The sequence below is a fragment of the Neoroseomonas alkaliterrae genome (assembly GCF_014199195.1).
Classification (GTDB): Bacteria; Pseudomonadota; Alphaproteobacteria; order Acetobacterales; family Acetobacteraceae; genus Neoroseomonas; species Neoroseomonas alkaliterrae.
In genome coordinates, this window is sequence record NZ_JACIJE010000006.1 from 20,853 (window position 1) to 45,268 (window position 24,416).

At 73.0% G+C, this 24,416-nt stretch carries 26 protein-coding genes; 9 read left to right on the forward strand and 17 right to left on the reverse strand.

All coding sequences use genetic code 11. From position 1 onward, the window contains the following. Positions 1–169: 169 nt before the first annotated feature. The 13 genes from FHS88_RS11355 to FHS88_RS11415 form a co-directional block, all read right to left on the reverse strand. A complete protein-coding gene (locus FHS88_RS11355) occupies positions 170–544 on the reverse strand; it encodes a VOC family protein (RefSeq protein ID WP_184484671.1) in 375 nt (124 codons plus the stop codon). Beyond that, the gene (locus FHS88_RS11360; protein ID WP_184484673.1) at positions 541–1,002 is read right to left on the reverse strand and encodes a molybdenum cofactor biosynthesis protein MoaE; all 462 of its coding nucleotides are present in this window, start codon (positions 1,000–1,002) and stop codon (positions 541–543) included. Before FHS88_RS11360 ends, FHS88_RS11355 begins: the two co-directional genes overlap by 4 nt. Position 1,003: 1 nt before the next feature. Further along, the gene (moaD, locus tag FHS88_RS11365; RefSeq protein ID WP_184484675.1) at positions 1,004–1,255 is read right to left on the reverse strand and encodes a molybdopterin converting factor subunit 1; all 252 of its coding nucleotides are present in this window, start codon (positions 1,253–1,255) and stop codon (positions 1,004–1,006) included. Positions 1,256–1,259: 4 nt separating this feature from the next. Then, the gene (locus FHS88_RS11370) at positions 1,260–1,883 is read right to left on the reverse strand and encodes a hypothetical protein (protein ID WP_184484677.1); all 624 of its coding nucleotides are present in this window, start codon (positions 1,881–1,883) and stop codon (positions 1,260–1,262) included. 31 nt (positions 1,884–1,914) lie between these two features. Then, positions 1,915–2,541, reverse strand: coding sequence for a CDP-diacylglycerol--glycerol-3-phosphate 3-phosphatidyltransferase (gene pgsA, locus FHS88_RS11375; protein WP_184484679.1), 627 nt, complete (start codon positions 2,539–2,541; stop codon positions 1,915–1,917). Positions 2,542–2,555: 14 nt separating this feature from the next. Further along, complete coding sequence (uvrC, locus tag FHS88_RS11380) at positions 2,556–4,451, reverse strand: excinuclease ABC subunit UvrC (protein WP_184484681.1); 1,896 nt, start codon at positions 4,449–4,451, stop codon at positions 2,556–2,558. Between the two features lie 286 nt (positions 4,452–4,737). Continuing rightward, on the reverse strand, positions 4,738–5,130 hold the full coding sequence (locus FHS88_RS11385; protein ID WP_246419844.1) for a dihydroneopterin aldolase: 393 nt from the start codon (positions 5,128–5,130) through the stop codon (positions 4,738–4,740). Beyond that, positions 5,127–5,906 carry an SDR family oxidoreductase gene (locus FHS88_RS11390; protein ID WP_184484685.1) on the reverse strand — a complete coding sequence of 260 codons (780 nt, stop codon included), beginning with the start codon at positions 5,904–5,906 and terminating at the stop codon, positions 5,127–5,129. Before FHS88_RS11390 ends, FHS88_RS11385 begins: the two co-directional genes overlap by 4 nt. Before the next feature lie 444 nt (positions 5,907–6,350). Then, on the reverse strand, positions 6,351–7,961 hold the full coding sequence (locus FHS88_RS11395; protein ID WP_184484687.1) for an acyl-CoA synthetase: 1,611 nt from the start codon (positions 7,959–7,961) through the stop codon (positions 6,351–6,353). Between the two features lie 7 nt (positions 7,962–7,968). Further along, positions 7,969–8,313, reverse strand: a complete 345-nt coding sequence (locus tag FHS88_RS11400; RefSeq protein WP_184484689.1) for a DUF6285 domain-containing protein — start codon at positions 8,311–8,313, stop codon at positions 7,969–7,971. After that, positions 8,303–9,289, reverse strand: coding sequence for a phosphotransferase family protein (locus FHS88_RS11405; protein WP_211842325.1), 987 nt, complete (start codon positions 9,287–9,289; stop codon positions 8,303–8,305). Before FHS88_RS11405 ends, FHS88_RS11400 begins: the two co-directional genes overlap by 11 nt. Then, positions 9,282–10,493, reverse strand: a complete 1,212-nt coding sequence (locus tag FHS88_RS11410) for an acyl-CoA dehydrogenase family protein (RefSeq protein WP_184484691.1) — start codon at positions 10,491–10,493, stop codon at positions 9,282–9,284. Before FHS88_RS11410 ends, FHS88_RS11405 begins: the two co-directional genes overlap by 8 nt. Positions 10,494–10,504: 11 nt before the next feature. Then, entirely contained in the window at positions 10,505–11,284 is a 780-nt protein-coding gene (locus FHS88_RS11415; RefSeq protein WP_184484693.1) for an SDR family NAD(P)-dependent oxidoreductase, read from the reverse strand. Positions 11,285–11,367: 83 nt separating this feature from the next. Here FHS88_RS11415 and FHS88_RS11420 point away from each other — a divergent pair, with 83 nt between their 5' ends. The 4 genes from FHS88_RS11420 to FHS88_RS11435 all read left to right on the forward strand — a co-directional run bounded on the left by FHS88_RS11420 (position 11,368) and on the right by FHS88_RS11435 (position 14,826). Further along, positions 11,368–12,111: an SDR family NAD(P)-dependent oxidoreductase gene (locus FHS88_RS11420; RefSeq protein ID WP_184484695.1), complete on the forward strand. Its 744-nt coding sequence runs from the start codon at positions 11,368–11,370 to the stop codon at positions 12,109–12,111. Positions 12,112–12,155: 44 nt separating this feature from the next. Further along, the gene (locus tag FHS88_RS11425) at positions 12,156–12,488 is read left to right on the forward strand and encodes a c-type cytochrome (protein ID WP_184484697.1); all 333 of its coding nucleotides are present in this window, start codon (positions 12,156–12,158) and stop codon (positions 12,486–12,488) included. 64 nt (positions 12,489–12,552) lie between these two features. Next, positions 12,553–13,617: an NAD(P)-dependent oxidoreductase gene (locus FHS88_RS11430; protein WP_338146534.1), complete on the forward strand. Its 1,065-nt coding sequence runs from the start codon at positions 12,553–12,555 to the stop codon at positions 13,615–13,617. 48 nt (positions 13,618–13,665) lie between these two features. Further along, positions 13,666–14,826, forward strand: coding sequence for an MFS transporter (locus tag FHS88_RS11435; protein WP_184484699.1), 1,161 nt, complete (start codon positions 13,666–13,668; stop codon positions 14,824–14,826). Positions 14,827–14,848: 22 nt separating this feature from the next. Here the strand turns inward: FHS88_RS11435 and FHS88_RS11440 are convergent, their stop codons facing one another. The 3 genes from FHS88_RS11440 to FHS88_RS11450 are packed head-to-tail and all read right to left on the reverse strand — an operon-like array spanning position 14,849 to position 17,998. Next, positions 14,849–15,514 carry a M35 family metallopeptidase gene (locus tag FHS88_RS11440; RefSeq protein ID WP_184484701.1) on the reverse strand — a complete coding sequence of 222 codons (666 nt, stop codon included), beginning with the start codon at positions 15,512–15,514 and terminating at the stop codon, positions 14,849–14,851. A gap of 46 nt (positions 15,515–15,560) precedes the next feature. Next, positions 15,561–16,280 (reverse strand): Crp/Fnr family transcriptional regulator, encoded by a 720-nt coding sequence (locus tag FHS88_RS11445; RefSeq protein WP_184484703.1) that lies wholly within the window; start codon positions 16,278–16,280, stop codon positions 15,561–15,563. Further along, positions 16,277–17,998, reverse strand: a complete 1,722-nt coding sequence (locus FHS88_RS11450; protein WP_184484705.1) for a tetratricopeptide repeat-containing protein — start codon at positions 17,996–17,998, stop codon at positions 16,277–16,279. Before FHS88_RS11450 ends, FHS88_RS11445 begins: the two co-directional genes overlap by 4 nt. Positions 17,999–18,122: 124 nt before the next feature. Between FHS88_RS11450 and FHS88_RS11455 the strand changes: the two genes are divergently transcribed. From FHS88_RS11455 to ggt, 3 genes are read left to right on the forward strand one after another with little or no spacing between them, the layout of a single operon-like run. Continuing rightward, a complete protein-coding gene (locus FHS88_RS11455; protein WP_184484707.1) occupies positions 18,123–19,139 on the forward strand; it encodes a toll/interleukin-1 receptor domain-containing protein in 1,017 nt (338 codons plus the stop codon). Beyond that, on the forward strand, positions 19,136–19,447 hold the full coding sequence (locus tag FHS88_RS11460; protein ID WP_184484709.1) for a hypothetical protein: 312 nt from the start codon (positions 19,136–19,138) through the stop codon (positions 19,445–19,447). The genes FHS88_RS11455 and FHS88_RS11460 overlap by 4 nt, the downstream gene beginning before the upstream one ends. A 16-nt stretch (positions 19,448–19,463) precedes the next feature. Then, entirely contained in the window at positions 19,464–21,155 is a 1,692-nt protein-coding gene (gene ggt, locus FHS88_RS11465) for a gamma-glutamyltransferase (RefSeq protein ID WP_184484711.1), read from the forward strand. A 24-nt stretch (positions 21,156–21,179) separates the two neighbouring features. Here the strand turns inward: ggt and FHS88_RS11470 are convergent, their stop codons facing one another. Beyond that, the gene (locus tag FHS88_RS11470; RefSeq protein ID WP_184484713.1) at positions 21,180–22,715 is read right to left on the reverse strand and encodes an acyl CoA:acetate/3-ketoacid CoA transferase; all 1,536 of its coding nucleotides are present in this window, start codon (positions 22,713–22,715) and stop codon (positions 21,180–21,182) included. Positions 22,716–22,783: 68 nt separating this feature from the next. Here FHS88_RS11470 and FHS88_RS11475 point away from each other — a divergent pair, with 68 nt between their 5' ends. Both FHS88_RS11475 and FHS88_RS11480 read left to right on the forward strand, forming a co-directional pair. Next, positions 22,784–23,554, forward strand: a complete 771-nt coding sequence (locus FHS88_RS11475) for an enoyl-CoA hydratase/isomerase family protein (protein WP_184484715.1) — start codon at positions 22,784–22,786, stop codon at positions 23,552–23,554. 61 nt (positions 23,555–23,615) lie between these two features. Continuing rightward, positions 23,616–24,416, forward strand: coding sequence for an enoyl-CoA hydratase (locus FHS88_RS11480; protein WP_211842237.1), 801 nt, complete (start codon positions 23,616–23,618; stop codon positions 24,414–24,416).

Sequence of the window (24,416 nt, forward strand, 5' to 3'; positions counted from 1 at the left end):
GGATCGGCGCGCGACTCGCAAGCGCCGCATCGGGGGATTCCTCATCGTTCAAGCGAATGTGGAAGGGCGGCGTGGCGCGAACGCAAGCAAGGGTGGTCCGGAACGCGCAGGATGCGCCGCCGTGGTTGCGTGGCGCGCAAAACGGCGCGCGCTGCGTGCAATCCTGCGCTCAGCGCGCCGTGAAGAGGCAGAGGACATTGCCCTCCGGGTCTGCGGCATGCAGCGCGCGGTCGCCCGAGGGCAGGTCGGTCGGCGGGTCGAGCACGGCGACCTTGGCCATGAGCAGCCGGCGGTGCCAGCGGTCGAGTTCCTCGGCGGTGTCGAGGCGGAAGGCCAGCATGACGCCGGGATCGCCCTCGCGCGGGAAGAGCGCGTCGCCCCGGGCACGCAGCGCGAGGCTGACATGGCCGAGGTCGAAGCGCACCCAGCCGGCGCGCGTCTCCTCCGGCGCGCGGTCGAGGATGCGCTCGTAGAAGCCTCGCTGCCGCGCCATGTCGCGGCAGGGGATGACGATGGCGTCGAGATGCGGGGGGGGCTCGCTCACGCGCCGCCCGCCCCGGCCCAGCGCGCCGCTGCGGCGTCGTCCTCGGCGCGCGCTTCCACCCAGCGATGCGCGCCGGAGGCGAACTCCTCGCGCTTCCAGAAGGGTGCCTTGGTCTTGAGCCAGTCGATCAGGAAGGCGCAGGAGTCGAGCGCGGCCGCGCGGTGCGCCGAGGCGGTGAGCACGAGCACGATCGGCTCGCCCGGCAGGATGCGCCCGGTGCGGTGGATGACGGTGCATCCGGTGAGCGGCCAGCGCGCCTCGGCCTCGGCGGCGATGCGCTCGATCGCGCGCTCGGTCATGCCCGGATAGTGCTCGAGCACCATGGCCGAAAGCCCGTCATCGGCCCGGCAGACGCCGAGGAAGGAGGCCACGCCGCCGACATCCGTGCGCCCCGCGGTCAGGGCCGCGGTCTCGGCGGCCAGGTCGAAGGCCGCTTCCTGAACCAGCACGCGCGCCATCTCAGCCTCCGGTGACGGGGGGGAAGAAGGCGACCTCGTCATTCGCCGCGACGGGATGCTCGGGGCCGGCGAAATCCTGGTTGACGGCGGCGCGGACTTGCCGCGGATCGGCGAAGGCCTGCGCATGGGCGGGCGAGCGTTGCGCGAGCCAGCGCACCAGCCCGGCGACGTCGCGCACCTCGGGCGGCGGCGCGATCTCCTCCTCGGCGGTGCCGATCTTCTGCCGCAGCCAGGCGAAATAGAGCACACGCATCGGATCAGCGCGGGGACGGGACGGTGGTCACCCGGCCACCGGGCTGGATCACGGTGGTGGTGCCGCCGTCGCGGATGGCAACACCGCCGGCGGGGCTGCCGGGGATGCCGAGGGATTGCACGCGGCCGGTGCCGCCGCTGACGACGCCCGTGGGCTGGCCCGGCACCTCGATGGGCGTGCCCTCGACGCGCTCGACCGGCGGCAGGGCCGGGGCGGAGACAGGGCGCGGCGCTGCGGCCTGGGGCGGCGGGCGGAGGGGTTCGGGCGGCGTCGAGCTGCCGAGCGGCTGGCGGCGCGGCGCGGGGCTCTCGCCCTCGATCTGCGGGCGCGGAACCGGGCGATACTCGGGAACCGCCGTCATCGCGGCCTCGGGCCCGCCGGGCGGTGGCGGGGGGCGCAGCTCGCCGGCGCTGAGACGGAGCTGGCCGACGCCCTCGCTGCGCAGGGGGGTGAACTCCGCCTCCTGGCCGGTGACGCGCCGGATGGTCAGGCTGTCGCCGGGAATGCCGGGGCGGCTTGAGGTGTTCCAGGAGGGCTGCCAGTCCGTGCCGCAGCCGGCGAGCAGCAGGGCCAACAGGGCAGGGCCGCCACGGGATGCGCGCCGCATCGGGTTTCGCTCCGCGATCATGGCCGGAAGATGCGCCCGCGGCGTTTCCGGCTCAAGGGCGCGCCGGCGTTTCGCGGGGCGCTTCCGCGGCCTCGGGCGGGGGCGTGTCCTGCGCGCCGGCATGGCGCAGGCCGGCCTGCAGATAGTCCCATCCGGTGACCAGGGTCAGCGCCGCCGCCGCCCAGAGTCCGATCTCGCCGAGCGCGGAGACGGGCAGGAAGCCGAGCCCGATGACCGAGGCGCCGGTATCGCCCGCGATCAGCGTGCCGAGCGATCCCATCTGGAAGCCGGTCTTCCACTTCGCGAGCCTCGTCACCGGCAGGCCGACGCGCAATTCCGCGAGGTACTCGCGCAGGCCGGAGACCATGATCTCGCGCAGCATGATCACGATCGCGGGATAGAGCGCGGCGTGGGACAGCCGCTCGAGCCCCGCGAGCAGCATCAGCGCGGCGCCGACCAGCAGCTTGTCCGCGATCGGGTCGAGCATGCGGCCGAAGGAGGAGGTGACACCGCGGTCGCGGGCGATCTTGCCGTCGAAATAGTCGGTGATGGCGGCGGCCGAGAACACCACGCAGGCCGCCATGTCCGCCCAGGGCGCGCCGATCGCGACCAGGGCCACCAGCACCGGGATGGCCGCGATGCGGGAGATCGTCAGCAGGTTGGGCAGGTCGGTCGGCATGCGCGGTCCCCTGCTTAGCCTGTCCCGTCGCGGCGGGCCACTGTCGCGCCGGGATGGAAATGCTCATGGACCCGGCGTGCGACGGCGGGGCCTATGCCCGGGCAGGCTTCGAGGTCGGCAAGGCCGGCTTGGCGCACTCCGCGGACCGAGCCGAAATGATGGAGCAGCCGCCGCTTGATGGCGGCGCCGACGCCCGGGATGTCGTCCAGCTCCGATCGCGTGAGCGCCCTCGACCGCCCCGCCCGGTGGGCGGCGATGGCGAAGCGGTGCGCCTCGTCGCGCAGGCGTTGCAGATAGTAGAGCACGGGATCCCGCGGCGGGAGCTGGAAGGGCTCGCGGCCGGCCATGTGGAACCATTCGCGCCCGGCGTCCCGGTCGGGCCCCTTGGCGACGGCGACGAGCGGGACATCCTCGACGCCGAGCTCGGCCATCACCGCCTGGGCGGCGGAGAGCTGCCCCGCGCCGCCGTCGATCAGCACGAGATCCGGCCAGGACTCGGATTCGCGGGCGGGATCCTCGCGCAGGGCTCGGCCGAAGCGGCGTTCGAAGACCTCGCGCATCATGGCGAAGTCGTCATTGCCCGGCGCGGCCTTGATGGCGAACTTGCGGTAGGCCTGCTTAACGAAGCCCGAGGGCCCGGCGACGATCATCACGCCATAGGGATTGGCGCCCTGGATGTGGCTGTTGTCGAAGACCTCGATGCGCTCGGGCGGTGCGGGCAGGCCGAACAGCGTCGCGACGCCTTCGAGAAGCTGCGCCTGCGCGGTGCCTTCGGCGAGGCGGCGCTCGAGGGCCTCGCGCGCATTGGTGGCGGCGTGCTCGACCGCCTCCTTCTTCTCGCCGCGCTGCGGGCGATGGAGCTCCACCTTGCGCCCGGCCTTGAGTGAGAGCGCCTCGGCGATCAGCGCCGCCTCGGGCGGGGCGTGCGAGAGCAGGACCAGCGGGGGCGGCGGGAGGTCATCGTAGAGCTGGGCGAGGAAGGTGCCCATCACCTCCTCCGCGCTCTGCTCCTGCCGGCCATGGGTCAGGAAATAGGCGCGGTTGCCGTTGTTGCGCCCGCCGCGGAAGAAGAAGACCTGCACGCAGGACTGCCCGGCCGCCTGGTGCAGCGCCACGACATCGGCATCGCCCACCGCCTCGAGGTTCACGCGGTCCTTGCCCTGCACATGCGTCAGGCCACGGATGCGGTCGCGCAGCGCGGCGGCACGCTCGAACTCGAGCTGCGCGGCGGCCTGCTCCATCTCGGCGGCAAGGCGCTTCTGGATGGTGGGCGTGCCGCCGGAGAGGAACTCCTTCGCCTCCCGCACCAGGGCGGCGTAGTCGGCCTCGCTGATGCGGCCGACGCAGGGGGCCGAGCAGCGCTTGATCTGGAACAGCAGGCAGGGCCGGCTCCGGCTGTCGAAGACGGTGTCGCGGCAGGAGCGCAGCAGGAAGACCCGCTGGAGCGCCGTGATGGTCTGGTTCACCGCCCAGGCTGAGGCGAAGGGGCCGTAGTAGGAGGCCCCCTTGCGTCGCTCGCCGCGATGCTTGGCGATCTGCGGGAAGGGATGGTCGTCGGTGATGACGAGCCAGGGATAGGATTTGTCGTCGCGCAGGACGATGTTGAAGCGGGGCCGCAGCCGCTTGATCAGGTTGGCTTCGAGCAGCAGCGCCTCGGCCTCGGAGGCGGTCGTGACCACCTCGAGGCTGCGCGTCTCGAAGACCATGCGGCGCAGGCGTTCGGAAAGCCGCGCGACCTGGGTGTAGGCCGTCACGCGCTTGCGCAGCGAGCGCGCCTTGCCGACGTAGAGCGCATCGCCCTTGGCATCGAGCATGCGATAGACGCCGGGTGCCAGCGGCAGGCGAGGCAGGGCGGCCTCTATCACGGCGAGGCCGTCCTGCACGGCTTCGGCGCCAGGCTCGCCGGTCACACTGTCCTCGGGGGGCGGTGCATGGCCCGGCGATTGTCCACGAATCCTGTGGAAAAGTCTGTGGGCGAAGGACCGGGCAGACTGCGCCGGGGCCGGTTACAAAAGGGTTTCAGCGATCTGCCCGCCGACCCGGCGCCCCGAGCGCCCAAGATAAGAACGTTGATTTTAAAGCATTTTCGGCTCAGATCGCGAGATATGCATGCGTCAAGACGGATTCTTCGCTTGACGCCGGCGCGCCGGAACGCGGTGCCGGCCGGCGGTGGACAAAATCCACGCCCCGTCCGTTTCAAAATCGCGTCCTTTCAACGACAACGCCCACAGAGCCGACATCCGTCAACACATCGGGCTTCTGCACCCCCACCCGCGCGACCACCACCCGCGCATCGGCGAGCAGCGCGATCGCGATGCGTTCGGCCAGCGTCTCGGCCAGCCTGACATGGCCGGCGCAGGCGATCCGCCGCGCGGTGGCGGCGACCGTCGCGTAGTCCACGACGCGGGAGAGATCGTCCGGGCCTTCGCCGAGGGGCGCATGCTCGTCCCGCACGGCGAGGTCCACGTCGATCACGACACGCTGCGATCGTGCCTTCTCGTGGGCATGCACGCCAAGCCTGGCCTGGACCGTCAGCCCGCGCACGAAGACGCGCCTCAGCCCGCGCGCGGCATCGGGGGCGAGGCTCATTCCTCGGGCTCCGTCCCCTGGCTCGGGGCCCATTGCAGATGCTGGCCGCCATCGAGGGCGATCATCTGTCCGGTCATGGCGGGCAGGGCGAGGATGGCGAGCAGGGCGTGGGCGACCTCCTCGGGGCTCGTGCCGTGGCGCAGCGGGACGGAGCGCGCCTGGCGGGCGAACTGCTCCGGCGTCTGGCGGGGGCTCGGCAGGGCCGGACCGGGGCCGATGGCATTGACGCGGATGCGCGGCGCGAGCGCGAGGGCGAGGGCTTGCGTCAACGCCCAGAGCCCCGCCTTGGAGACGGTGTAGGAGACGAAATGCGGCGTCAGCGACCAGACGCGCTGATCCAGCATGTTCACCACCACCCCCTCCCGGCCCGGGGGCAGCGCGTGGGCGAAGGCCTGCGTCAGCACGAAGGGCGCGCGCAGATTCGGCTCGACATGCGCATCCCAGGAGGCGCGGGTCGCGTCGTACCATTCGTCACGCTCGAAGGTCGAGGCGTTGTTGACCAGAACCCCGACCGGGCCGAGCGCGGCGGCCGCCTCGGGCAGCAGGCGCGCGACCTCCTCCTCGCGCGCGAGGTCGGCGCGCAGGGTGACGGCGCGGCGGCCGAGCGTCTGGATCGCCTGCGCGGTGGCCTCGGCCTCCTCGGCGCTGGCGGCGTAATGGATGGCGAGGTCGAAGCCGGCCTCGGCCAGCGCGAGCGCCATGGCGCGGCCGAGGCGCTTCGCCCCGCCGGTGACGAGCGCGCAGCGCGGGATGGTGTCGGGAATGGGGAGGGACATCGGACGCGGATGTAGCGCGGGGGCGGCGGGCCGTCATCGGGCCGGCGCGACGATCCGCCTGTGGCGCCGGCCCCACAATGCGCGCGTTTCGCGGCAAGGCCCGGCCGCCCCTCTTGCGCATCCGCGCCCGGTCGGCCTAGCGTCCGCTCATGGTCACGAGCCCGATCCCCGTCGGCCGATTTTGGTACCGCTGGTATCCACCAGCGGCCTAGGGACGTCCACGCGACCACATCTTCCCGAAAGCCGCCGAGCCCTGGCGGCTTTCGCGTTTCGGGACCATCGGCATCCCGCTTCCGGCAAGACCCTCAGGTGCAAGGCGGCCAGACCAGCAGAGGCCAGCCATGCAGCGCACCGAATACGATTTCGACGTGATCTCCGGCCCGTCCACCCCGCCGCGCCCGGCGCCGAAACCGGCGCCGAAGCCGCAGGCGCCGGGCAAATAGTTCACTCGCCCTTGAGCGCGCGGCGGAGCTCGAACTTCTGGATCTTGCCCGTCGCGGTCTTGGGCAGCGGGCCGAAGGTGACATGCCGCGGCGCCTTGAAATGCGCGAGGTTGGCGCGGCAATGGGCGATGATGTCCGCTTCGGTCGCGCGCGCGCCGGGCTTGAGCGTGACGAAGGCGTGCGGCACCTCGCCCCATTTCGGGTCGGGGTGGGCGACGACGGCGGCTTCCATCACATCGGGGTGCTTGTAGAGGGCTTCCTCGACTTCCAGGCTGCTGATGTTCTCGCCGCCGGAGATCACGATATCCTTCGCGCGGTCCTTCACCTCGATGTAGCCGTCGGGGTGAAGCACGCCGAGGTCGCCCGTGCGGAACCAGCCATCCACGAAGGCGGCGGCATTGGCCTTGGGGTTGCGGAGATAGCCCTTCATCACCGTGTTGCCGCGCAGCGCGATCTCGCCGAGCGTCGCGCCATCCGCGGGCACGCGCGCGCCGGTCTGCTGGTCGAGCACGGTGGCGTCCTCCAGCGTCGGCAGGGGCACGCCCTGGCGGGCCATGAAGGCGGCCTTCTCGGGCAGGGGGAGGTGCGCCAGTTCCGGCTGCCAGGCGCAGAGCAGCGACGGCCCGTAGCATTCCGTCAGGCCGTAGAGATGCGTGACGTCGAAGCCCATGCGCTCCATCGCCGCGATGACGGGGGAGGGCGGCGCGGCGCCGCCGGTGGCGATGGCCACGCGGTGCGGGAAGGCGCGGCGCTGCTCCTCCGGCGCGTGGATCAGCATGGTCAGCACCACCGGCGCGGCGCAGAGATGCGTGACGCCGTGCTCCGCAATCAACGCGAAGATGCGCGCAGGGTCGATGCGGCGCAGGCAGACATGCGTGCCGCCCTGCAACGTGACCGCCCAGGTGTAGGTCCAGCCATTGCAGTGGAACATCGGCAGCGTCCAGAGATAGACGCTGCGCGGCGAAAGCCCGAAGGCCAGCGCATTGCCGCAGGCGTTGAGGTAGGCGCCGCGATGATGCACCACCACGCCCTTCGGATCGCCGGTGGTGCCCGAGGTGTAGGAGAGCGAGATCGCCTGCCATTCGTCCGCCGGCGGTTCCGCGGGAAACGCGGCGTCGCCGGTGGCGAGGAAGTCCTCGTAGGGTGTCGCCTCGATGTCCGCGCCGCCCGGGCCGTCCGGATCGTCCACGATGACGGCGCGCGGCGGGTTCGCCATCCCGTCCAGCGCCGCGACGGCGAGCGCGGCGAATTCGCGGTCGAGGATCAGCACCTTCGCCCCCGAATGGCCGAGGATGAAGCGCACCGTCGGCGCATCGAGCCGCGTGTTGATCGGGCACAGCACCGCATGCGCCATCGGCACGGCCATGTGCGCTTCGAGCATCTCGGGCATGTTCGGCAGCAGCGCCGCCAACACGTCGCCCGGAGCGACTCCCGCGCGGCGCAGCGCAGAGGCGAGGCGCCGGCTGCGCTCGAAATACTGCGCGTAGGTAATGCGCCGCGCGCCGTGGATGATGGCCGCGCGGTCCGGCCAGATGCGCGCCGCGCGGGCGAGGAACGAGACCGGGGAAAGCGGAACGTGGTTGGCGGCCGATCTCGGCAGGTCGTCGTCCATCATCGTCTCATCCCTTGCCCAGCGCCTTGGGCGCGCTGACGGCGCAGCGCGCCCGCGTGAGTTCGTCCAGCAGCGCGGCGGCTTCCTTGTGCCCCGGCGTGCCGGGGTCGAAGCGGCCCTCGCGGATGGCGGCGGCGAAGGCGCGCGGGTCGCCGGCGAGTGCGGCCATGCGGGCCAGCATCGCGGGTTCCCAATCGTCCTGCGTCGCCTCGCGCGCCGCGATCGCCATGGCGTTCGCCACCATGCGCGCGGCGAAGGCCGTCTCCGCCGGCAGGGCGGGCAGGAGGTCGTTCAGCAGCACCTCGCGCGCGATGGCGAGCAGGTCCGGCGCGAGCGGCTCCTCACGCAGCATCGCGGGCTTCCACCATGCGCAGGATCTCCCATTCCAGGCCCGGGACCAGGTGGCCGGTCAGCGCCAGTTCGAGGTTGCGCTCCACGCCCGAGATGTGGCGTTCCGCCTGGTCCACCGCGATCGACGCCCAGCGGACATGCGCGGCGAGCTCCCACCAGCGCACGCGGGCGTCGTCCACCGCGCCGTAGCCTGCATAGAGCGCCGCGCGCGGGCCGATGCCGCCGGCCTCCTGCGCGTCGTTGCCGAAGCGCCAGCACTTCGCGCAGAGCCAGCCGAGATCGGCATGCGGGTCCGACCAGACCGAGAACTCCCAGTCCAGCACGGCGGTCACGCCGCGCTCGTCCAGCATGATGTTGCCGGTGCGGAAGTCGTTGTGAACCAGCACCGCCGGAACGGGCGGCGGGGCGGTGCGTTCCAGGTGCCGCAGCCCCCATTCCAGCACCGGGCGCGGGATGCGCTGGCGATCGAGCGCGGCGCGCTGTTCCGCGACGAAGGTGCGGCAGGGATCGGCTGGCGGCGTGCCGAGAAAGGCGAGGTCCGCGCGCGGCGGCGTGATGGCGTGGATGCGCGCGAGTTCCCGCCCCAGCGCCCGCACGCAGGCCTCGCGCCCGCCGCCCAGCGTCTCGCTCCTCACCACGCGATGCGCCGCCGCCGTGCCGGTCACGCGCCGCATGACGAAGAAGGGCGCGCCGGTCACGGCGGCGTCCTCGCAGAGGAACAGCGGCTCCGGCACGGTCACGCCGGCGGCGAAGGCGGCGCGCAGCAGCGCGAATTCCTCCGCCCGGCCATGACTGACCGCGAGCGTGGCGGCATTGTCCGTCCGCAGCACCCAGGACCGGCCGCCGGAGACATCCAGCGTCCAGTTCTGCTGGATGGCGCCGCCCGAGAGCAGCGTCATCCCCTCGATGGCGAGCGCCGGATCGCCGCTCGCGGCGCGCAGCCAGCCGGTCAGGCGGGCGCGGCGCGCCTCATCCACGGCCCGCCTCGCCCCAGCGGAAGAAGCCGTCGCCCTCGGCGCGCAGCAGGTTGGCGAGCACCATGCGGTGCACCTCGGAGGCGCCATCCACCAGCCGCGCCTGGCGGGCATAGCGGTAGATCCACTCGATGACCGTATCCTTCGAATAGCCCCGTGCGCCGAGGAGCTGCAGTGCGGTGTCCACCGATTTCTGCAGCGCGTCGGCCACGACGATCTTGGCCATCGAGACCTCCTTGCGCGCGAAGGAGCCCTGGTCGAGCGCCCAGGCCGCGCGCATGGTCAGCATGCGGCCGATCTCGATCTCCATCGCCGCCTGGCCGATCAGGCCCTGCACGCTCTCGCGGTCGATCAGTTTCATGCCGAAGGAATCGCGCTGCTTGATGCGTTCCATCGCGATCTCGAGGCAGCGGCGCGCGAGCCCGGTCCAGCGCATGCAGTGCGTCAGCCGCGCGACGCCGAGGCGCATCTGCGTCACCTTCAGCCCGTCGCCGATGTTCAGCAGGCGCTGGCCGTCGGGGATCTCCAGCCCGTTGAATTCGAGTTCGCAATGCCCGCCATGCTCCTCCGGCCCCATGATCGGGATGCGACGGACGATCCTCCAGCCCGGCGTGTCGGACTTGAAGAGGAAGGCGGACAGGCCCTTGCGCTCGTCGTCCGAGGTGCGGGCAATGATGATGAAGATCCGCGCATTGCCCGCGCCGGTGATGAACCACTTGCGGCCGGTGATGCGCCAGCGGTCGTTGCCCATGCGCTCGGCGCGCGTGTAGGTCAGGTTGGGGTCGGAGCCGCAGCCGTCGGGCTCGGTCATGGCGAAGGCGGACTGCGCCTCGCCGCGCACGATGGGCAGCAGCCATTCCTCCTTCATCGCATCCGGCAGCACGCGGTCGAGGATCATCATGTTTCCGTCGTCGGGTGCCGCGGAGTTGAACACCACGGGGCCGAAGATGGAGCGGTTCATCTCCTCGTAGCAGGCGGCCATGCCGATGCGCGGCAGGCCCTGGCCGCCGACCGATTTCGGCATCTGCAGGGCCCACAGGCCTTCGGCCTTGGCCTGCCGGCGCATCTCCGCGAGCACGTGCGGCGCGATGTTCTCGTGCTCGTCGTAGTTGGCGCGGTCGGCTTCGAGCGGGATCAGCCACTCCTCCACGAACCGGCGGATGCGGATGCGGTAGTCCTCGATCTCGGGGGGGAGCACGAAGTCCATGGCGCGTCGTCCTAGAGCGGGTTGACCGAATGGCCGCCATCCACCGTGACCGTCGCCCCGGTCATGTGGGCGCCGGCGTCGGAGGCAAGCAGCAGCAGCGCGCCCGTCAGGTCCGCGGGCGAGCCGAGCCGCCGCTGCGGGATGCGCCGGATCATCGCCTGGCCGGCCTCGGAGGCGAAGTAGTCGCGGTTGAGGTCGGTCGCGACATAGCCGGGCGCGATGGCGTTCACCCGGATGGAGAAGCGCGCGAGCTCCACGGCCATCTGCCGTGTCAGGTGCAGCAGCCCGGCCTTCGCCGCGGTGTAGCCCGCAACGCCGGGGATGATGCGTTCGCCCAGCACCGAGGCGATGTTGATGACGGAACCCGGCTGCTTGGCCGCGGCGAGGCGCCGCGCCGCCTGCTGCCCGACGAGGAAGCAGCCGCGCAGGTTCACGGCCATCACGCCGTCCCAGTCCTCCGCGCCCTGCTGCAGGAAGGGCTTGGTCACGGCGATGCCCGCATTGTTCACGAGGATATCGCAGGGACCGCCGAGCGCGGCCTCGGCGGCATCGAAGGCCGCGGCGATGGAGGATGGGTCCGTCACGTCCAGCGGCACCGCCGCGGCCCCGGCGCCGAGTTCGGCGGCGAGCGCCGCGGTCGCCTCCCGGCGCCGTGCGGCCAGCACCACCTGCGCGCCCGCGCCATGAAGGACGCGCGCGAAATGCGCGCCCAGAACGCCCGAGGCGCCGGTCACGAAGGCGCGCCGCCCCTTCAGCGTGAACAGCCCGGCGATGTCCAACGGCGTCTCCATCCCATGCCTTCCGGGCAGGGGTGCCACCCGTTGCGCCGCCCGGCAAGCCCCGCGAGGATGCCCCGACCGCAGGGAGACCGCGCATGACCGCGAAGGCCGTTCTGGTGACCGGCGCGCAGCAGGGGATCGGCGCCGCGGCCGCGCGCGCGCTGGCGGCGGCGGGCCACGACGTGGCGGTCAACTGGCTCGACGACCGGGCGGCGGCCGAGGCCGTCGCGGCCGATGTCCGCGCCGCCGGGCGCCGCGCCGTGCTGGTGCAGGGCAGCGTCGGCACCGCCACGGAATGCGCCGCCATCGTGCAGGCGGCCCTCGATGGCCTCGGCCGCATCGACGTGCTGGTGAACAATGCCGGCATCTTCCCGCGCGTGCCCTTCCTCGAGATGACCGAGGCGGAATGGGACCGCGTGCTGGACGTGAACCTGAAGGGCAGCGCCTTCTGCGCCCAGGCGGCCGCGCGGCACATGGTCGCCGCGGGGCGGCGGGGCGTGATCCTGAACCTCTCCTCCTCCGCCGTGCGCGGCGTGCCGCTCGGCGTGCATTATGCCGCGACCAAGGCCGGGGTGATCGGCCTCACGCGCTCGATGGCGCTGGCGCTCGCGCCGCACGGCATCCGCGTCAATGCGGTGGCGCCGGGCCTGACCGACACGGCGCAGCCGCGGCACGGCAACACGGAGGACGAACTCGCGACCATGGCCAAGGCGCTGCCGCTCGGCCGCATGGGGCGGCCGGAGGAGATTGCGGGCCTGCTGGTGTGGCTGGCCTCGGATGCGGCCGAATGGATAACCGGTCAAGTCTACCATATGAACGGCGGCGGCTACATGGCCTAGGACATGGCCTGCCAGCGCCGCGAGACCCATCCTGCCTGCGACCGATGACGGAGACATCCATGCGCCTGCCCGCCGCCCTGGCCATCCTGGCCGCAACCGCCCTGCCGGCCGCAGCCCAGACCGAGCCGGGCGACCCGCTCGCCGGGCGGCGGCTTGCCGAGACGTGGTGCGCGAACTGCCACCAGCTCGCCCCGGGCATGCGGGGGCCGGCCAGCGACGCCGCCGCGCCGCTGCAGGCGATCGCGCAGATGCCTTCGACGACCTCGATGTCGCTCAGGGTCTTCCTGCAGACGCCGCATGCGAACATGCCGGACTACCGCCTGACGCGGGAGCAGCTCGACGACGTGGTGGCCTACATCCTCTCGCTGCGGCGCTGAGCGCATCTGGCGCCTGCCCCGAAGCCGCGCTACGCAGGCCGCGGTCCTGAGGGGGAAACGCCACGTGTCAGCCGCCGACCGCTTCCGCATCGCCTATCTCATCCGCGTGCCGCACCAGTCCTTCCTCGACACCGCGGCGCAGGACCCACGGCTCGAGATCGTGCGGATGACGCTCGACGACGGCGAGGAAGCCGCGCTCAAGCTGCTCGAGACCTGCCAGGGCTACTACGTGAAGGCCTCGCGCGACGAGCTGCCGAAGGCGTTCCATGTGAACGATGCGCTGCTCGCGCGCCTGCCGAACCTGCTGATGGCGGCCTCCCAGGGTGCCGGCTACGACACCATCGACCCCGCCGCCTGCACCCGCGCGGGCGTGCTGCTGGTCAACCAGGCCGGCGGCAATGCGGAAGCCGTGGCCGAGCATGCCGTCGGCATGATGCTCGCGCTGCTGAAACGCTTCCCGGAATGCCACGCGGCGATGCGCGAGGGGCGGGCGCAGCGGCGCGAGGAATTCATGGGCCGCAACCTCTACGGCAAGACGGTCGGACTGGTGGGGATCGGCAATGTCGGCACCCGCACGGCGGCCATCCTCAACGCCGCCTTCCACTGCCGCGTGCTCGCCTACGACCCCTATGTGGACGCGGCGACGGTGGCCGACCGCGGGGCGGAGAAGGTGGACGACCTGCGCGCGATGCTCGGCCAGTGCGATGTCGTCTCGCTGCACTGCCCGCTGACGCCGGAAAGCCGCGCCATGATGGCGGCCGACGCCTTCGCGGCGATGAAGCCCGGCTCGGTGCTCGTGACCACCGCGCGGGGCTCCATCCATGACGAGGCGGCGCTGCTCGCCGCGCTGGAGAAGGGGCACCTCGCCGGGGCGGGCCTCGACGTGTGGGAGCAGGAACCGCCGCCCAAGGACCATCCGCTGCTCTCCCACCCGGCCGTGATCTGCACGCAGCACACGGCGGGCGTGACGCATGAGAGCCGCGCGATGATCACCCGCATCGCCGCCGAGGCCTTCTCGGCCTTCGCCGCGGGGCGCTTCCCGCCGCGCATCATCAATCCCGAGGTCAAGGCGCGGGTGGCGGAGCGGTATCGCGCGGCCCTCGGCCGCGACATCACGGACCAGGCGTGACCTGATCCGCCTTGGCGCGGCGGCCGCGCGGGCGGAGAATGGGCGGCGATGACCGCTTCCGCCAATCGCGCGCTGACCGTCGCCGTGCTCGGCACGACCCAGACCCTCTCCTGGGGATCGTCCTACTACCTGCCCGCCATCCTCGCGACGCCGATCGCGGCCGAGTTCGGCCTCTCGCGCGCGGCGATCTTCGGCGTCTTCTCGGGGGCGCTGCTGCTGACGGCGCTGCTGGGCCCGGCGGCAGGGCGCGCCATCGATTCCCGCGGCGGGCGGGATGTTCTCGCCGTGTCGAATGCCGTCTTCGCCATCGGCCTCGTGCTGATGGGCCTCGCGCCGGGGCCGCTGGTCTTCGGGTTGGCCTGGGCGCTGATGGGCGTCGGCATGGCGATGGGGCTCTACGATGCGGCCTTCGCGACGCTCGCCGGGCTCTACGGGAAGGATGCGCGCAGCAGCATCACCGGCATCACGCTGATCGCCGGCTTTGCCAGCACGGTCGGCTGGCCCGCGACGGCGCTGATGGAGGCCGAATGGGGCTGGCGCGGGGCCTGCTTCGGCTGGGCGGCGCTGCATCTGCTGCTCGGCCTGCCGCTGAACCGCTTCCTGATCCCGCGCGTGCCGCCGCCGGAAAAGGCCGTCGCATCCTCGGCCGCGGCGCCCGAGTCGAAGCCGCCGCGGCTGCGGGACATGGCGCTGCTCGCCTTCGTGCTGGCCACGGCGGGGTTCAGCGCCTCGGCGCTGGGGGCGCATCTGCCCGGGCTGCTGCAGGCGGCGGGCGCCACCGCGGCGGCGGCGGTGGCGGCGGGCGCGCTGCTGGGGCCGGCGCAGGTCGGCGCCCGCATCCTGGAATTCGGCTTCCTCCGCAAGGTCAGCCCGCTGGTCTCGGCGCGCATCGCGGCGTCGCTGCACCCCATCGCCGTCGCGGTGCTGCTGGCGGGCGGGGCGCCGATGGCCGCGGCCTTCGTGCTGATCCACGGCGCCGGCAACGGGATGCTGACCATCACGCGCGGGACGCTGCCGCTCGCGCTGTTCGGGCCGGTCGGCTACGGGCGGCGGCAGGGGATCATCACCGCGCCGGCGCGCGCGGCGCAGGCGCTCGCGCCCTACGGCTTCGGGCTCATGGTGGATGCGCAGGGCGCGCAGGCGCTGTGGCTGACCGCGGCGCTCGGGGCGGCGGCGGTGGCGGCGCTGTTCGTGCTGCGGGCCCGCTGAGCGCAGCCCTGCGGCCCGCGCGTCAGCGCGGCAGCGTCTCGACGAAATACTCGTAGTTGTCGGCGTTCTCGGCGGCGCGCAGGGCATCCGACTTGGCGAGCACCAGCGCGCCGCGCGGGCGGTAGGCGTGATCGCGCGTATTCGCGGCGAGGTGCGAGACCTCGTGGATCAGGATGCCCCAGCGCGAATCCGACCCCTCCATGCCCGCACGGAAGAACGGCGCGCAGAGGCCCACCACCTGCTCGCGCGCCAGCGCATAGGCGAAGCGTCCGCCCGGGCAGGCCGGCGCGTCGTTGCAGCGGATCTCGAAGGTGCCGGCATCGGCGAGGCGCTCGGCGGTGAGTTCGAGCGTGATCCGCACCGCCTTGCGCGGCGCATCGCCGAACCAGCGGCGGACATGGGCGTGATCGGGCTCCTCGCCCACCAGGCGGATCGCGTCCTGCAGGCGCGCGCGGGCCTCGGCCAGGGCGTCGTCGATCAGCGCGCGGTGCTCGGCGACGCAGGCGGGGCCGGGGATGTCGGCGGCGGTGCGCTCGGCCGGCGGCGGCTTGGCGGTCGGCAGCGGGACATCCAGCACCTGCCGGTTCGGCTCGAGCGCCGGCGGCTTGGCGGCCGGGAGGTCGGCGACGGCGGGCAGCGCCCCGAGGAGCAGCGCGGCGGGCAGCAGCCGGAAGGGCAGACGCATCATGGCGCGCAGCCGGAGCACGCCTGGCGCCGCGGCGCGAGGAAGCACTTCACCCCCCGTCGCGCGGCCCCGCCGCGACGGCGGCGAGGCCGGCCTCGTCGAGGACGAAAAGATAGGCCTTCTCGGTGTCGTAGGCGACGAGGTTCGCCGCCCGCCAGGCGTTCAGGATCGAGATGATGCTGCGCGTCGTCGCGCCGAGCAGGTCCGCGAGGTCGCCCTGCCGGAAGCGCGCGGCGAGCCGCAGGCCCTTCTCCGTCTTCACGCTGTCCGCCTTGAGCAGATACAGCACCTGGCGCGCGAGGCGCACCTCCAGCGGGGCGAAGGTGGCATCCTGCAGCAGCCCGAAGGTGCGGCGCAGCCGGGCCGAGAGCAGCCGCGCCAGCGCGAGGCCGAGCGCGGGCTCGGCCTGCGCGGTCTCGAGGAAGGCGGCGGCGGGGATGCGCGCGAGCCTGACCTCCCCGATCACCATCGCGTCGGCGCTGCGCGGGGCGCCGTCGAGCACGCCGATCTCCCCGAACACGTCGCCGGCGCGGAATACCTCGACCATCAGGCGCTTGGCGGCGTTGTCCGGCGCGCCGACGCGCACGCGGCCACGTCCTTCCAGCACGGCGTAGACGGCATCCGGCGGGTCGCCCTGGGCGAAGAGCGGCGCGCCATCGGGCGGGGCGATGCGGCGCGCGGCCTCGGCAAGGCGCGCGAGCGCCGGCGGCGGCAGGTCGCGCAACAGCGTGATGCGGCCGAGATCCTCGGCGAGGCGCGCGTCGCTCATGTCCAGTCCTCCTCGTAGCCCGCGCGCCGCAGCGCATAGAGCGGCAGTGACCCGAACCCCTTGGCCGTCGGGATGCGGCCGGCATAGTCGCAGGCGAGGCCGGCGCCGCGCGGCAGCAGCGCGACCTCGCAGGCGAAGGCCTCGGTGGCGAAGATGCGCCCGGGCGGCGTGACCGGCTCGATCCGCGCGGCGCGCGTCATGGCGCGGCCGGAGTACTTGTCGGCCCTCTGCACCGCGTCATGCACCGGCAGCAGCGGCCCGAAATCCAGCGCGAAGCGCGGATGGATCGGCGGCTTCTGCGATTCCAGCGCGGCCCGCATGTCGAAGGCGCAGAAACCGGCCGCCGCGACATCCTCGAAGGCGATCTGCACCGCATCGCCCCAGGCGTTGCGGTAGGCGGCGGGGTGGCGGTCCAGCGCCTCGCCCATCGCCGCCAGCGGGCCTTCGTAGAAGGCGGCGAGTCCGGCATCGTCGAGGGCGGAGAAGCGTGGCAGGTCCCCGAACAGCACCGCCATCGGGCGGCGGCGCGGCTCGGGTGGGGCGTCCCCGTTCGCGTCGCGCGGCCAGGGCCAGCCGATATGCAGGGAGCGCCCGCCCGCCGCCGTCCAGGCACCGACATCCGCGCCCGTTCCCGCCGCCCCGCGGGAGGGCGCCTTGTCCCAGGCCGCGACCTGCAGCGCCTGGCCGTCGCGGTGGCGGGCGTGCAGGCGGGCAAGGCCCATGGCGCGCCGCGCCGCCATGGCGAGGTGGAGGTCGTCGCCCGGGAACGGCCGCTCGTCGAGCTGCTGGATACGCACCCGCGCCAGCAGGGCACGGTAGCGGGGCAGCCAGCGTTCGCCCGCCGGGGCGACGGAATCGGCCTCGTAGGTGCAGGGGTCGCAGGGCAGCACGACGGTCGGCGTGACGCCCGCGCGCAGCAGCGCCTCGGCGGCCAGGATGTCGAGCCCCGCGGCCAGCCCGCCGAAGGCCATGCCGACGCGGTGCGCGGCGATGGCGGCATCGAGTGCGGCGGCGATGAGCGCCTCGATCGCCGTGTCGTCCTGGCCGGGCTTCGGCATGTGGCCGGTGTAGTGCAGCACCGTCGGGATCCGCAGCGCATCCACGATGCCGGGGGAGAAGCCCAGCACCCGGGCCTCGCGCCGCAATTGGCGGCGGGTGGTGGCGCGGGCCGAGAGGTCGCTGCCGGCACGCGCCTCCGCCTCCTCGAGGCTGCGCCGCGCCTCGAAGGGGCGGCCGGCGATGAGCAGCGCCTCGGCCTCGGTGGCGGCGGACCAGTAGTCGCCGGCATCGCGGTGGTCGCGCAGCACGCGCTCGGCGATGCCGGTGGCGGCGTCGCGGTTGCCGCGAAAGAGTTCCATGGCCGCCGCGTTCACGCCGTGCCAGCCGTCGCGGCTGCTGCGCCAGAGGTCGCGATAGCGGCGCGCCGCCTCGGCGAGGAGCGGGCCGCGCGCGGCCGCCGGCTGCTCGAGCGCGCGGTCCTTGATGAGCCGGGCGCCAAGGGCGGCGATCTCCGGGTCCGCCTCGGCGTCGAGCCTGAGCTGGTGGAAGAGGTCGAGCGCGCGCCCCGTCGCCCCGGCGCGCGCGATGGTCAGCGCGGCGCGGTAGCGCAGCGCCTTGTCCCCGGGCCGTTCAGCGAGCGCTGCCATGGCCCTGTCATGGGCGGAGAAGAGGAGGCCCTCGGCCTCCAGCGCCAGGACCTCCGCGAGCGGGTCGGACATTCGGTGTTCTGCCGCGCGAAAGGCTTCGATTCTAGAGGCCCGCCGCGGGCCAGGGCAATGCGCGGCGCCGCGATGGCGCCGCGGCCCGGCCTGTGCCAGAACGCACCCGGTACGGACAGCCGCGATGCCGCATGACGTGTTCCTCAGCTACGCATCCGCCGACCGCGCCGCCGCCGCGGCGGTCTGCGCGGCGCTGGAGGCACGCGGCATCGTCTGCTGGATGGCGCCGCGGGACGTGAAGGCGGGCGCTGACTGGGGCGAGGCGATCCTGACCGCGATCGGCCGGGCGCATGCGATGGTGCTGATCCTCTCGCGCCACACCGCGGGCAGCGTGCATGTCCGCAACGAGGTCGTCACGGCGGTCTCGCAGGGGCTCGCGCTGGTCCCGGTGCGCATCGAGGACTGCCAGCCGGGCGGAGCGCTGCGCCTGCACCTTGCCGGCGCGCATTGGCTCGACGTGTTCCCTCCGCCGCTCGAACCCCATGCGGATGCGCTGGCGGCCGGCGTGCGGCTCGCGCTGGCGGCGGATGCGACGGTGGAGATTCCGCGCGCGCAGGCGGCGGCGATGGTCGCCGCGGCGCGGGCCTCGCAGGCCGGCCGCCCGGCGCCGCCCGGAACGCCCATGCCCGCCCCGCCGCGCCCGGCAGCACCCACGCCGCCCCGGCCCGCTCCGCCGCCGCGCGCCGGCCAGCCCGCCGCGCAGGCGCCGCGGCGCGCCGGCGCCGGCCTCTTGGTCGCGCTGGTGGTGCTCGGCCTGCTGCTGGGGATCGGGGCTGTGGCCTGGCTGTTCGAGGCGCGGCTGCGCGCGATGCTCGGCCTCTCGGCGAGAGTGGAGGTCGAATCCGCGCCGGCGCCGGTGCAGGGGTTGCGGCTGGTGAATGCGGGCGCCGAGACGGTGACGCGCCTGCATCTCGGCCGCGCGGGCGAGGGGCCGGGGGCGGAGGACTGGCTCGGCCACGCGCAGGTCATGCCGGGCCATGCCGTGCTGCTGCGCGCGCGGCCCGGCGAGGGTTGCCTGTTCGACCTGCGGGCGGTCTATGTTGGCGGCAGAGTCGAGGAACGTCCGGGGGTGGATCTTTGCGCCGGGCCGGAGTTGCGTCTGGGGGAAGGCGGGTCGGCGCAGGCGTCATCCTCGCGATGAGCGTGCTGGCCTCCTCGCATGCCGCGCGCAGCGAGGACGGCGCCCGACCCTTCACCCTGTTCAATGCCGGGCCCGGCGTGGTCACGGCCGTGGAGATCGCCCCCGCCGGGCAGCCTCACGACGGCGCATCCCTGATCGGCCGCGTGGCGCTGCCGCCGGGCAGCGCGCTGCACATCACGCCGCCGCGCGGCACGCCATGCCTTGCCGATCTGCGCATCCGCTGGTCCGATGGGCGGATCGAGGAGCGCGCCCGGTTCGATCTCTGCCAGCCCCAGCGCGCCATCCGCGTCGCGAGCCCCACGCCCTGAAGGAACCCGACCCGACATGACGAGCGACTGGACGAGCCGCGCGGGCACGCGCTTCGCCTGCGAGAAGCGCCCCGCCATGGGCAGCCGCGGGATGGTGGTGACGAACCATCCGCTGGCCTCGGCGGCCGGGGCGGAGATGCTGGCCGCCGGCGGCAATGCGGCGGATGCGGCGATCGCCGCGCTCTTCGCGCTGACCGTCGTCGAGCCGATGATGGTCGGGCTGCTCGGCGGCGGCACCGCGCATCTGCGCCTGCCGGACGGGACGCACACCATCATCGACGGCATGGCCACCTGCGCCGCCGCCGCGCGGCCCGACATGTTCACTCCGTCGCAGCCGGACAAGCCGCGCGTGCTGGAGGCGGTGGACCGGCTGAACGTGGTGGGCGGGCTTTCCGTCGCCACGCCGGGCAACCTCAAGGCGTGGTGCGAGATCCTCGCGCGCTTCGGCACGATGCCGCTCGCGGACGTGATCGCGCCGGCCATCCGCCATGCGGAACGCGGCTTCCGCGCGACGCCCTACCTCGCCGAATGCGTGGCCGAGGCGGCGCCGGACATGGCCAGGGACCCGGCGATCAGCGCGATCTACCTGCCCGGCGGAGCGCCGCTGAAGGCGGGGCATCGCGTGGTGCAGGCCGAATACGCCGCGACGCTGCGCACGATCGCGCAGGAGGGCGCGGCGGCGCTCGACGGCGCGCTGGGCCAGGCGGTTGCGGACGGGATCGCGCGCGCGGGGGGCATCGTCAGCGCGGCCGATATCCGCGGCTACCGCACCATCGAGCGCGCGCCGCTGCGCGGGCCCTATCGCGATGTCGAGATCGTGCTGCCGCCGCCGCCCGCGGCCTCGGGCGTGCATGTGCTGCAGATGCTGAACATCCTCTCGGCCTACGACATGCGTGCCATGGGCTTCGGCAGCGCGGACACGCTGCATCTGCTCGCCGAATGCCTCAAGATCGCCTTCGCCGACCGCGCCGCGGCCTCGGGCGACCCGGCCTTCGTGGAGGTGCCGGTCGCGCGCCTGACCTCGCGCGCCTATGCCGAGGAACGGCGGGCGCTGCTCGACATGGCGCGCGCGCGCGACTGGGGGGCGGGCATCGCGGCGAAGGAGAGCGCGAACACCACGCACATCACCGTCGCGGATTCCGAGGGGCGGATCGCCTGCATGACGCAGACGATCAATTCCAGCTTCGGCGCGCGGTTCCTGGTGCATGGCACGGGCATGATCCCGAACAACTACCTCGCGACCTTCGACCCGCGGCCGGGCCGTGCGCTGTCCATCGCGCCGGGCAAGCGCGTGACCACCTCCATGGCGCCGATGATCGTGCTGCGCGGCGGCAGGCCGGCCTATGCGCTCGGCATGCCGGGGGGCTTGCGGATCTTCGGCTCGGTCATGCAGGCGATGCTGAACCTCGTGGACCACGGCATGTCGCTGCAGGAAGCGGTGGAGGCGCCACGCCTCTGGACCCAGGGCGATGCGGTGGAGATGGAGCCCGCCTTCGGCGAGGCGGTGCGCGCCGACCTCGCCGCGCGCGGCCACGCGATCCAGCGCCTGCCGCATGTGGGCGGCGGCATGTGCGCCATCGGCTTCCGTGAGGACGGCGCGATGGAGGGCGCGGCCTGCTGGCGTGCGGACGGCACGGCGATCGGCGTCGGCGGTGGCCTGGCGCGCGCGGGCGTGCGCTTCTGGCCCGACGCCGCCGGGCCGCGCTGACGGCCCGTGCGGCCTTCTCGGGCCTCAGGCGAGGCGTGGTGATGACGCGCGGGGTGGCCTGGCCGCGAGGTCCGCGGCGAGGTTCATCGGCGCATCGGCGAAGAGCCGGGCGTCCATGGTCCTGAGCTCCGGCGCGACAGCGGGGCGGAAACCCATGGCGGCGATGACGTCGCGCTCCGGGTCGAGCCCGGGCGCGATCTCGATCAGCACCGGACCGTCCGGGCCGAGGCGGAAGACCGCGCGCTCGGTGACGTAGAGGACGGATTGCCCGCGCTCGCGCGCATAGCGGCCGGAGAAGGTCACCTGCTCGACCCGCGCGACCGCCTTGGGCTTGCCGCCGGCCGTCAGCGTGCCGCCGAAGATGCAGCGCCGCGCCCCCTGGCTGATGTTGATGAAGCCGCCCGGCCCGATCAGCCGGTCGCCGAAGCGCGAGACATTGACGTTCCCCTCCGCGTCGAACTCCGCGAAGGAGAGGAAGGCGAGGTCGAGCCCGCCGCCGTCATAGAAATCGAACTGGTAGGGCTGGTCCACCTGGGCGTGCGGGTTCATCGCCGCGCCTGCCTCCCCGCCGCTGGCCGGCGCGCCGCCGATGTTACCCTGCTCGTTGGTCAGGCAGACGGCGTCGAGCACGCCTTCCTCGGCCGCCACATTGGCGATGCCGGTGAAGATGCCCGAGCCGAGATTGCAGATCGCGCCGCGGAACAGCTCGAGCGCGCCGCGGCGGGCGACCACGCGGCGCGGCCCCGGCGGCAGGCGCGGGATGTCGGCCACGGGGATGCGGAACTCGCCGGAATAGGCAGGGGAGTAGAAGGTCTCGAAGGTCTGCCACTGGCCGGGCTCGACGACGACGCAATCCACCAGGATGCCCGGGATCTTGACCATCTTGGGATGGATGGAGCCGGCGCGGGCGATGCGCTCGACCTGCACGATGACGATGCCGCCGCAGCGCTTCGTGGCCTGCGCCTCGGAGAGCATCTCGAGCGTGACGGCCTCCTTCTCCATGGAGACGTTGCCGTCCTCGTCCGCCGTGGTGCCGCGCAGGAAGGCGACGTCCACATGGTAGGGCTTGTAGAAGAGGAACTCCTCGCCGCGGAACTGCACGAGTTCCACGAGCGGCTCGGTCGCCGAGGGCGATTGCGCGCCGCCGCCGTGGCGAGGGTCCACGAAGGTGTGCAGGCCGGTCCTGGTCAGCAGTCCCGGCCGTCCCGCCGCCATCTCCCGCATCAGTTGCGACAGCGCGCCCTGCGGCAGCGACCAGGCCTCGATCTCGTCGCGCAGGGCCATGGCCGCGACCGGCGGGCTGTTCACATAGGAGCCCGCGACGTTGCGCCTGAGCAGACCCTTCTGCGCGAGATGACCGAGCCCGCGATGCTCGCCATCCCCCATGCCGACCGGGTGCAGCGCCGTGATGCCGCGCGGCGCGCCGGTTTCGCGAAAGCGGCGGCCGAGCGCGGCGAGCAGCGCCTCGGGCACCGCATGGCCGCCGCCCGAGCCGCCGATGAGCAGCGTATCCCCGTCGCGGACGAGAGCCGCGGCCTGCTCGGCCGTGACGCGGCGCATGGCGTTCCCTCGCTTCGTTGCAGCACCTAGGCTAGCGGCGCGACGCGGCACGGCAAGGGGAGGGCGCGATGGAGGGCGAGGTGCATCTGATCCGGGGCGAGGACGGGGTGGCCGAGATCGTCCTGGACCGCCCGGCCAAGCACAATGCCGTGACGCCGGAGATGGCGGAGGCGATCGCGCGCCACGCCGCCGCGGTGGATGCCGACCCGGCGCTGCGCTGCGTGCTGCTGCGCGGTGCGGGCGATCGGGCCTTCTGCTCCGGCACGGACCTCAACGCACTCGCCGCCTATCCGGACCTGTGGTCCTTCCGCAACCGTGTGGAATACAGCACGAGCGTGCGGGAGATCCGCAAGCCGGTGGTCGCGGCGCTCAAGGGCTGGGCGCTGGGCGGCGGCTTCGAGTTGGCGCTGGCGGCCGATATCCGCGTCGCGGGGCGCAGCCTCAGGGCGGGCTTCCCCGAGGTGACGCGCGGCTGGGTGGGCGGCGGCGGGGCGAGCCAGATGCTGCCGCGCCTGGTCGGCTACGGCCAGGCGATGCGCCTGCTGCTGACCGGGGAGACGGTGGATGCCGAGGAGGCGCGCGCTCTCGGCATGGTCGAGGTGGTGGCCGAGGACGCCGATCACGAGCAGGCCGCGCGCGCCATCGCCCGCCGCATCGCAGGGTTCAGCCCCGTGGCGACGCAGAGCGTGAAGGCCTCGGTGCGCATGGCGATGCAGGCGCCGCTGCCGGCGGGCCTCGCCTACGAGAACGAGATGAATGTGCTCTGCTTCGCCGCAGGCGACCACATGGAGGGCATCCGCGCCTTCGCCGAGAAGCGGGAGGCCGCCTTCAAGCGATGAGGCCGCCGCGCTAGGATGGCGCTCCGATACCGGAGGAGCGGTCATGAGCGCGGTTAAGGACATGGCAGCGGACCCTCTGCTGCTGCGGGAGGATGGCGCGGATGGCGTGACGGTGCTCACGCTGAACCGGCCCGCGGCGCGCAACAGCCTGTCGCTGCAGATGCTCGAGACGCTGGAGAACGCGTTCGCCGCGATCGGCGAGGACGCATCCGTGCGCTGCGTGGTGCTCGCGGCAAACGGGCCGGTCTTCAGCGCCGGGCACGACCTCAAGGAGATCACGGCGCACCGCGCCGATCCCGATGGCGGCCGCGCCTTCTACGACCGCGCGATGGAAACCTGCGCGCGCGTGATGCTCGCGATCACGGCGTTGCCGCAGCCGGTCATCGCCGCGGTGCAGGGGGTCGCGACGGCAGCGGGCTGCCAGTTGGTGGCGACCTGCGACCTGGCGGTGGCTTCCGACCATGCGCGCTTCGCGACACCGGGGGTGGATATCGGCCTGTTCTGCTCGACGCCGGCGGTGCCGCTCGCCCGCGCGGTGCCACGCAAGGCGGCGATGGAGATGCTGCTGACCGGCGAGATGATCGGGGCTGCCGAAGCGCATCGCATCGGCCTCGTGAATCGCGTCGTCCCGGCCGGGGAGGTGATGGCGAGCGCGATGGCGCTCGCGCGGCACATCGCCTCGCGTTCGGCGTTGACCGTGCGGCTCGGCAAGCGGGCCTTCTACGCGCAGGTCGAGAAGCCCCTGGCCGAGGCCTATCGCGAGGCTGCCTGCGTGATGACCGAGAACCTGATGGCGCGCGACGCCGCCGAAGGGATCGGCGCCTTCGTCGAGAAGCGCAAGCCGGTGTGGGAAGACCGCTGA

Bases quoted from the DNA above. Each gene is read 5' to 3' on its own strand.
- FHS88_RS11360 (WP_184484673.1), bottom strand. From the start codon at position 1,002: ATGGCGCGCGTGCTGGTTCAGGAAGCGGCCTTCGACCTGGCCGCCGAG.
- moaD (WP_184484675.1), bottom strand. From the start codon at position 1,255: ATGCGTGTGCTCTATTTCGCCTGGCTGCGGCAGAAGATCGGCACCGCC.
- FHS88_RS11370 (WP_184484677.1), bottom strand. From the start codon at position 1,883: ATGATCGCGGAGCGAAACCCGATGCGGCGCGCATCCCGTGGCGGCCCT.
- pgsA (WP_184484679.1), bottom strand. From the start codon at position 2,541: ATGCCGACCGACCTGCCCAACCTGCTGACGATCTCCCGCATCGCGGCC.
- FHS88_RS11385 (WP_246419844.1), bottom strand. From the start codon at position 5,130: ATGAGCCTCGCCCCCGATGCCGCGCGCGGGCTGAGGCGCGTCTTCGTG.
- FHS88_RS11390 (WP_184484685.1), bottom strand. From the start codon at position 5,906: ATGTCCCTCCCCATTCCCGACACCATCCCGCGCTGCGCGCTCGTCACC.
- FHS88_RS11395 (WP_184484687.1), bottom strand. From the start codon at position 7,961: ATGGACGACGACCTGCCGAGATCGGCCGCCAACCACGTTCCGCTTTCC.
- FHS88_RS11400 (WP_184484689.1), bottom strand. From the start codon at position 8,313: ATGCTGCGTGAGGAGCCGCTCGCGCCGGACCTGCTCGCCATCGCGCGC.
- FHS88_RS11410 (WP_184484691.1), bottom strand. From the start codon at position 10,493: ATGGACTTCGTGCTCCCCCCCGAGATCGAGGACTACCGCATCCGCATC.
- FHS88_RS11415 (WP_184484693.1), bottom strand. From the start codon at position 11,284: ATGGAGACGCCGTTGGACATCGCCGGGCTGTTCACGCTGAAGGGGCGG.
- FHS88_RS11420 (WP_184484695.1), top strand. From the start codon at position 11,368: ATGACCGCGAAGGCCGTTCTGGTGACCGGCGCGCAGCAGGGGATCGGC.
- FHS88_RS11425 (WP_184484697.1), top strand. From the start codon at position 12,156: ATGACGGAGACATCCATGCGCCTGCCCGCCGCCCTGGCCATCCTGGCC.
- FHS88_RS11435 (WP_184484699.1), top strand. From the start codon at position 13,666: ATGACCGCTTCCGCCAATCGCGCGCTGACCGTCGCCGTGCTCGGCACG.
- FHS88_RS11440 (WP_184484701.1), bottom strand. From the start codon at position 15,514: ATGATGCGTCTGCCCTTCCGGCTGCTGCCCGCCGCGCTGCTCCTCGGG.
- FHS88_RS11445 (WP_184484703.1), bottom strand. From the start codon at position 16,280: ATGAGCGACGCGCGCCTCGCCGAGGATCTCGGCCGCATCACGCTGTTG.
- FHS88_RS11450 (WP_184484705.1), bottom strand. From the start codon at position 17,998: ATGTCCGACCCGCTCGCGGAGGTCCTGGCGCTGGAGGCCGAGGGCCTC.
- FHS88_RS11455 (WP_184484707.1), top strand. From the start codon at position 18,123: ATGCCGCATGACGTGTTCCTCAGCTACGCATCCGCCGACCGCGCCGCC.
- FHS88_RS11460 (WP_184484709.1), top strand. From the start codon at position 19,136: ATGAGCGTGCTGGCCTCCTCGCATGCCGCGCGCAGCGAGGACGGCGCC.
- ggt (WP_184484711.1), top strand. From the start codon at position 19,464: ATGACGAGCGACTGGACGAGCCGCGCGGGCACGCGCTTCGCCTGCGAG.
- FHS88_RS11470 (WP_184484713.1), bottom strand. From the start codon at position 22,715: ATGCGCCGCGTCACGGCCGAGCAGGCCGCGGCTCTCGTCCGCGACGGG.
- FHS88_RS11475 (WP_184484715.1), top strand. From the start codon at position 22,784: ATGGAGGGCGAGGTGCATCTGATCCGGGGCGAGGACGGGGTGGCCGAG.
- FHS88_RS11480 (WP_211842237.1), top strand. From the start codon at position 23,616: ATGGCAGCGGACCCTCTGCTGCTGCGGGAGGATGGCGCGGATGGCGTG.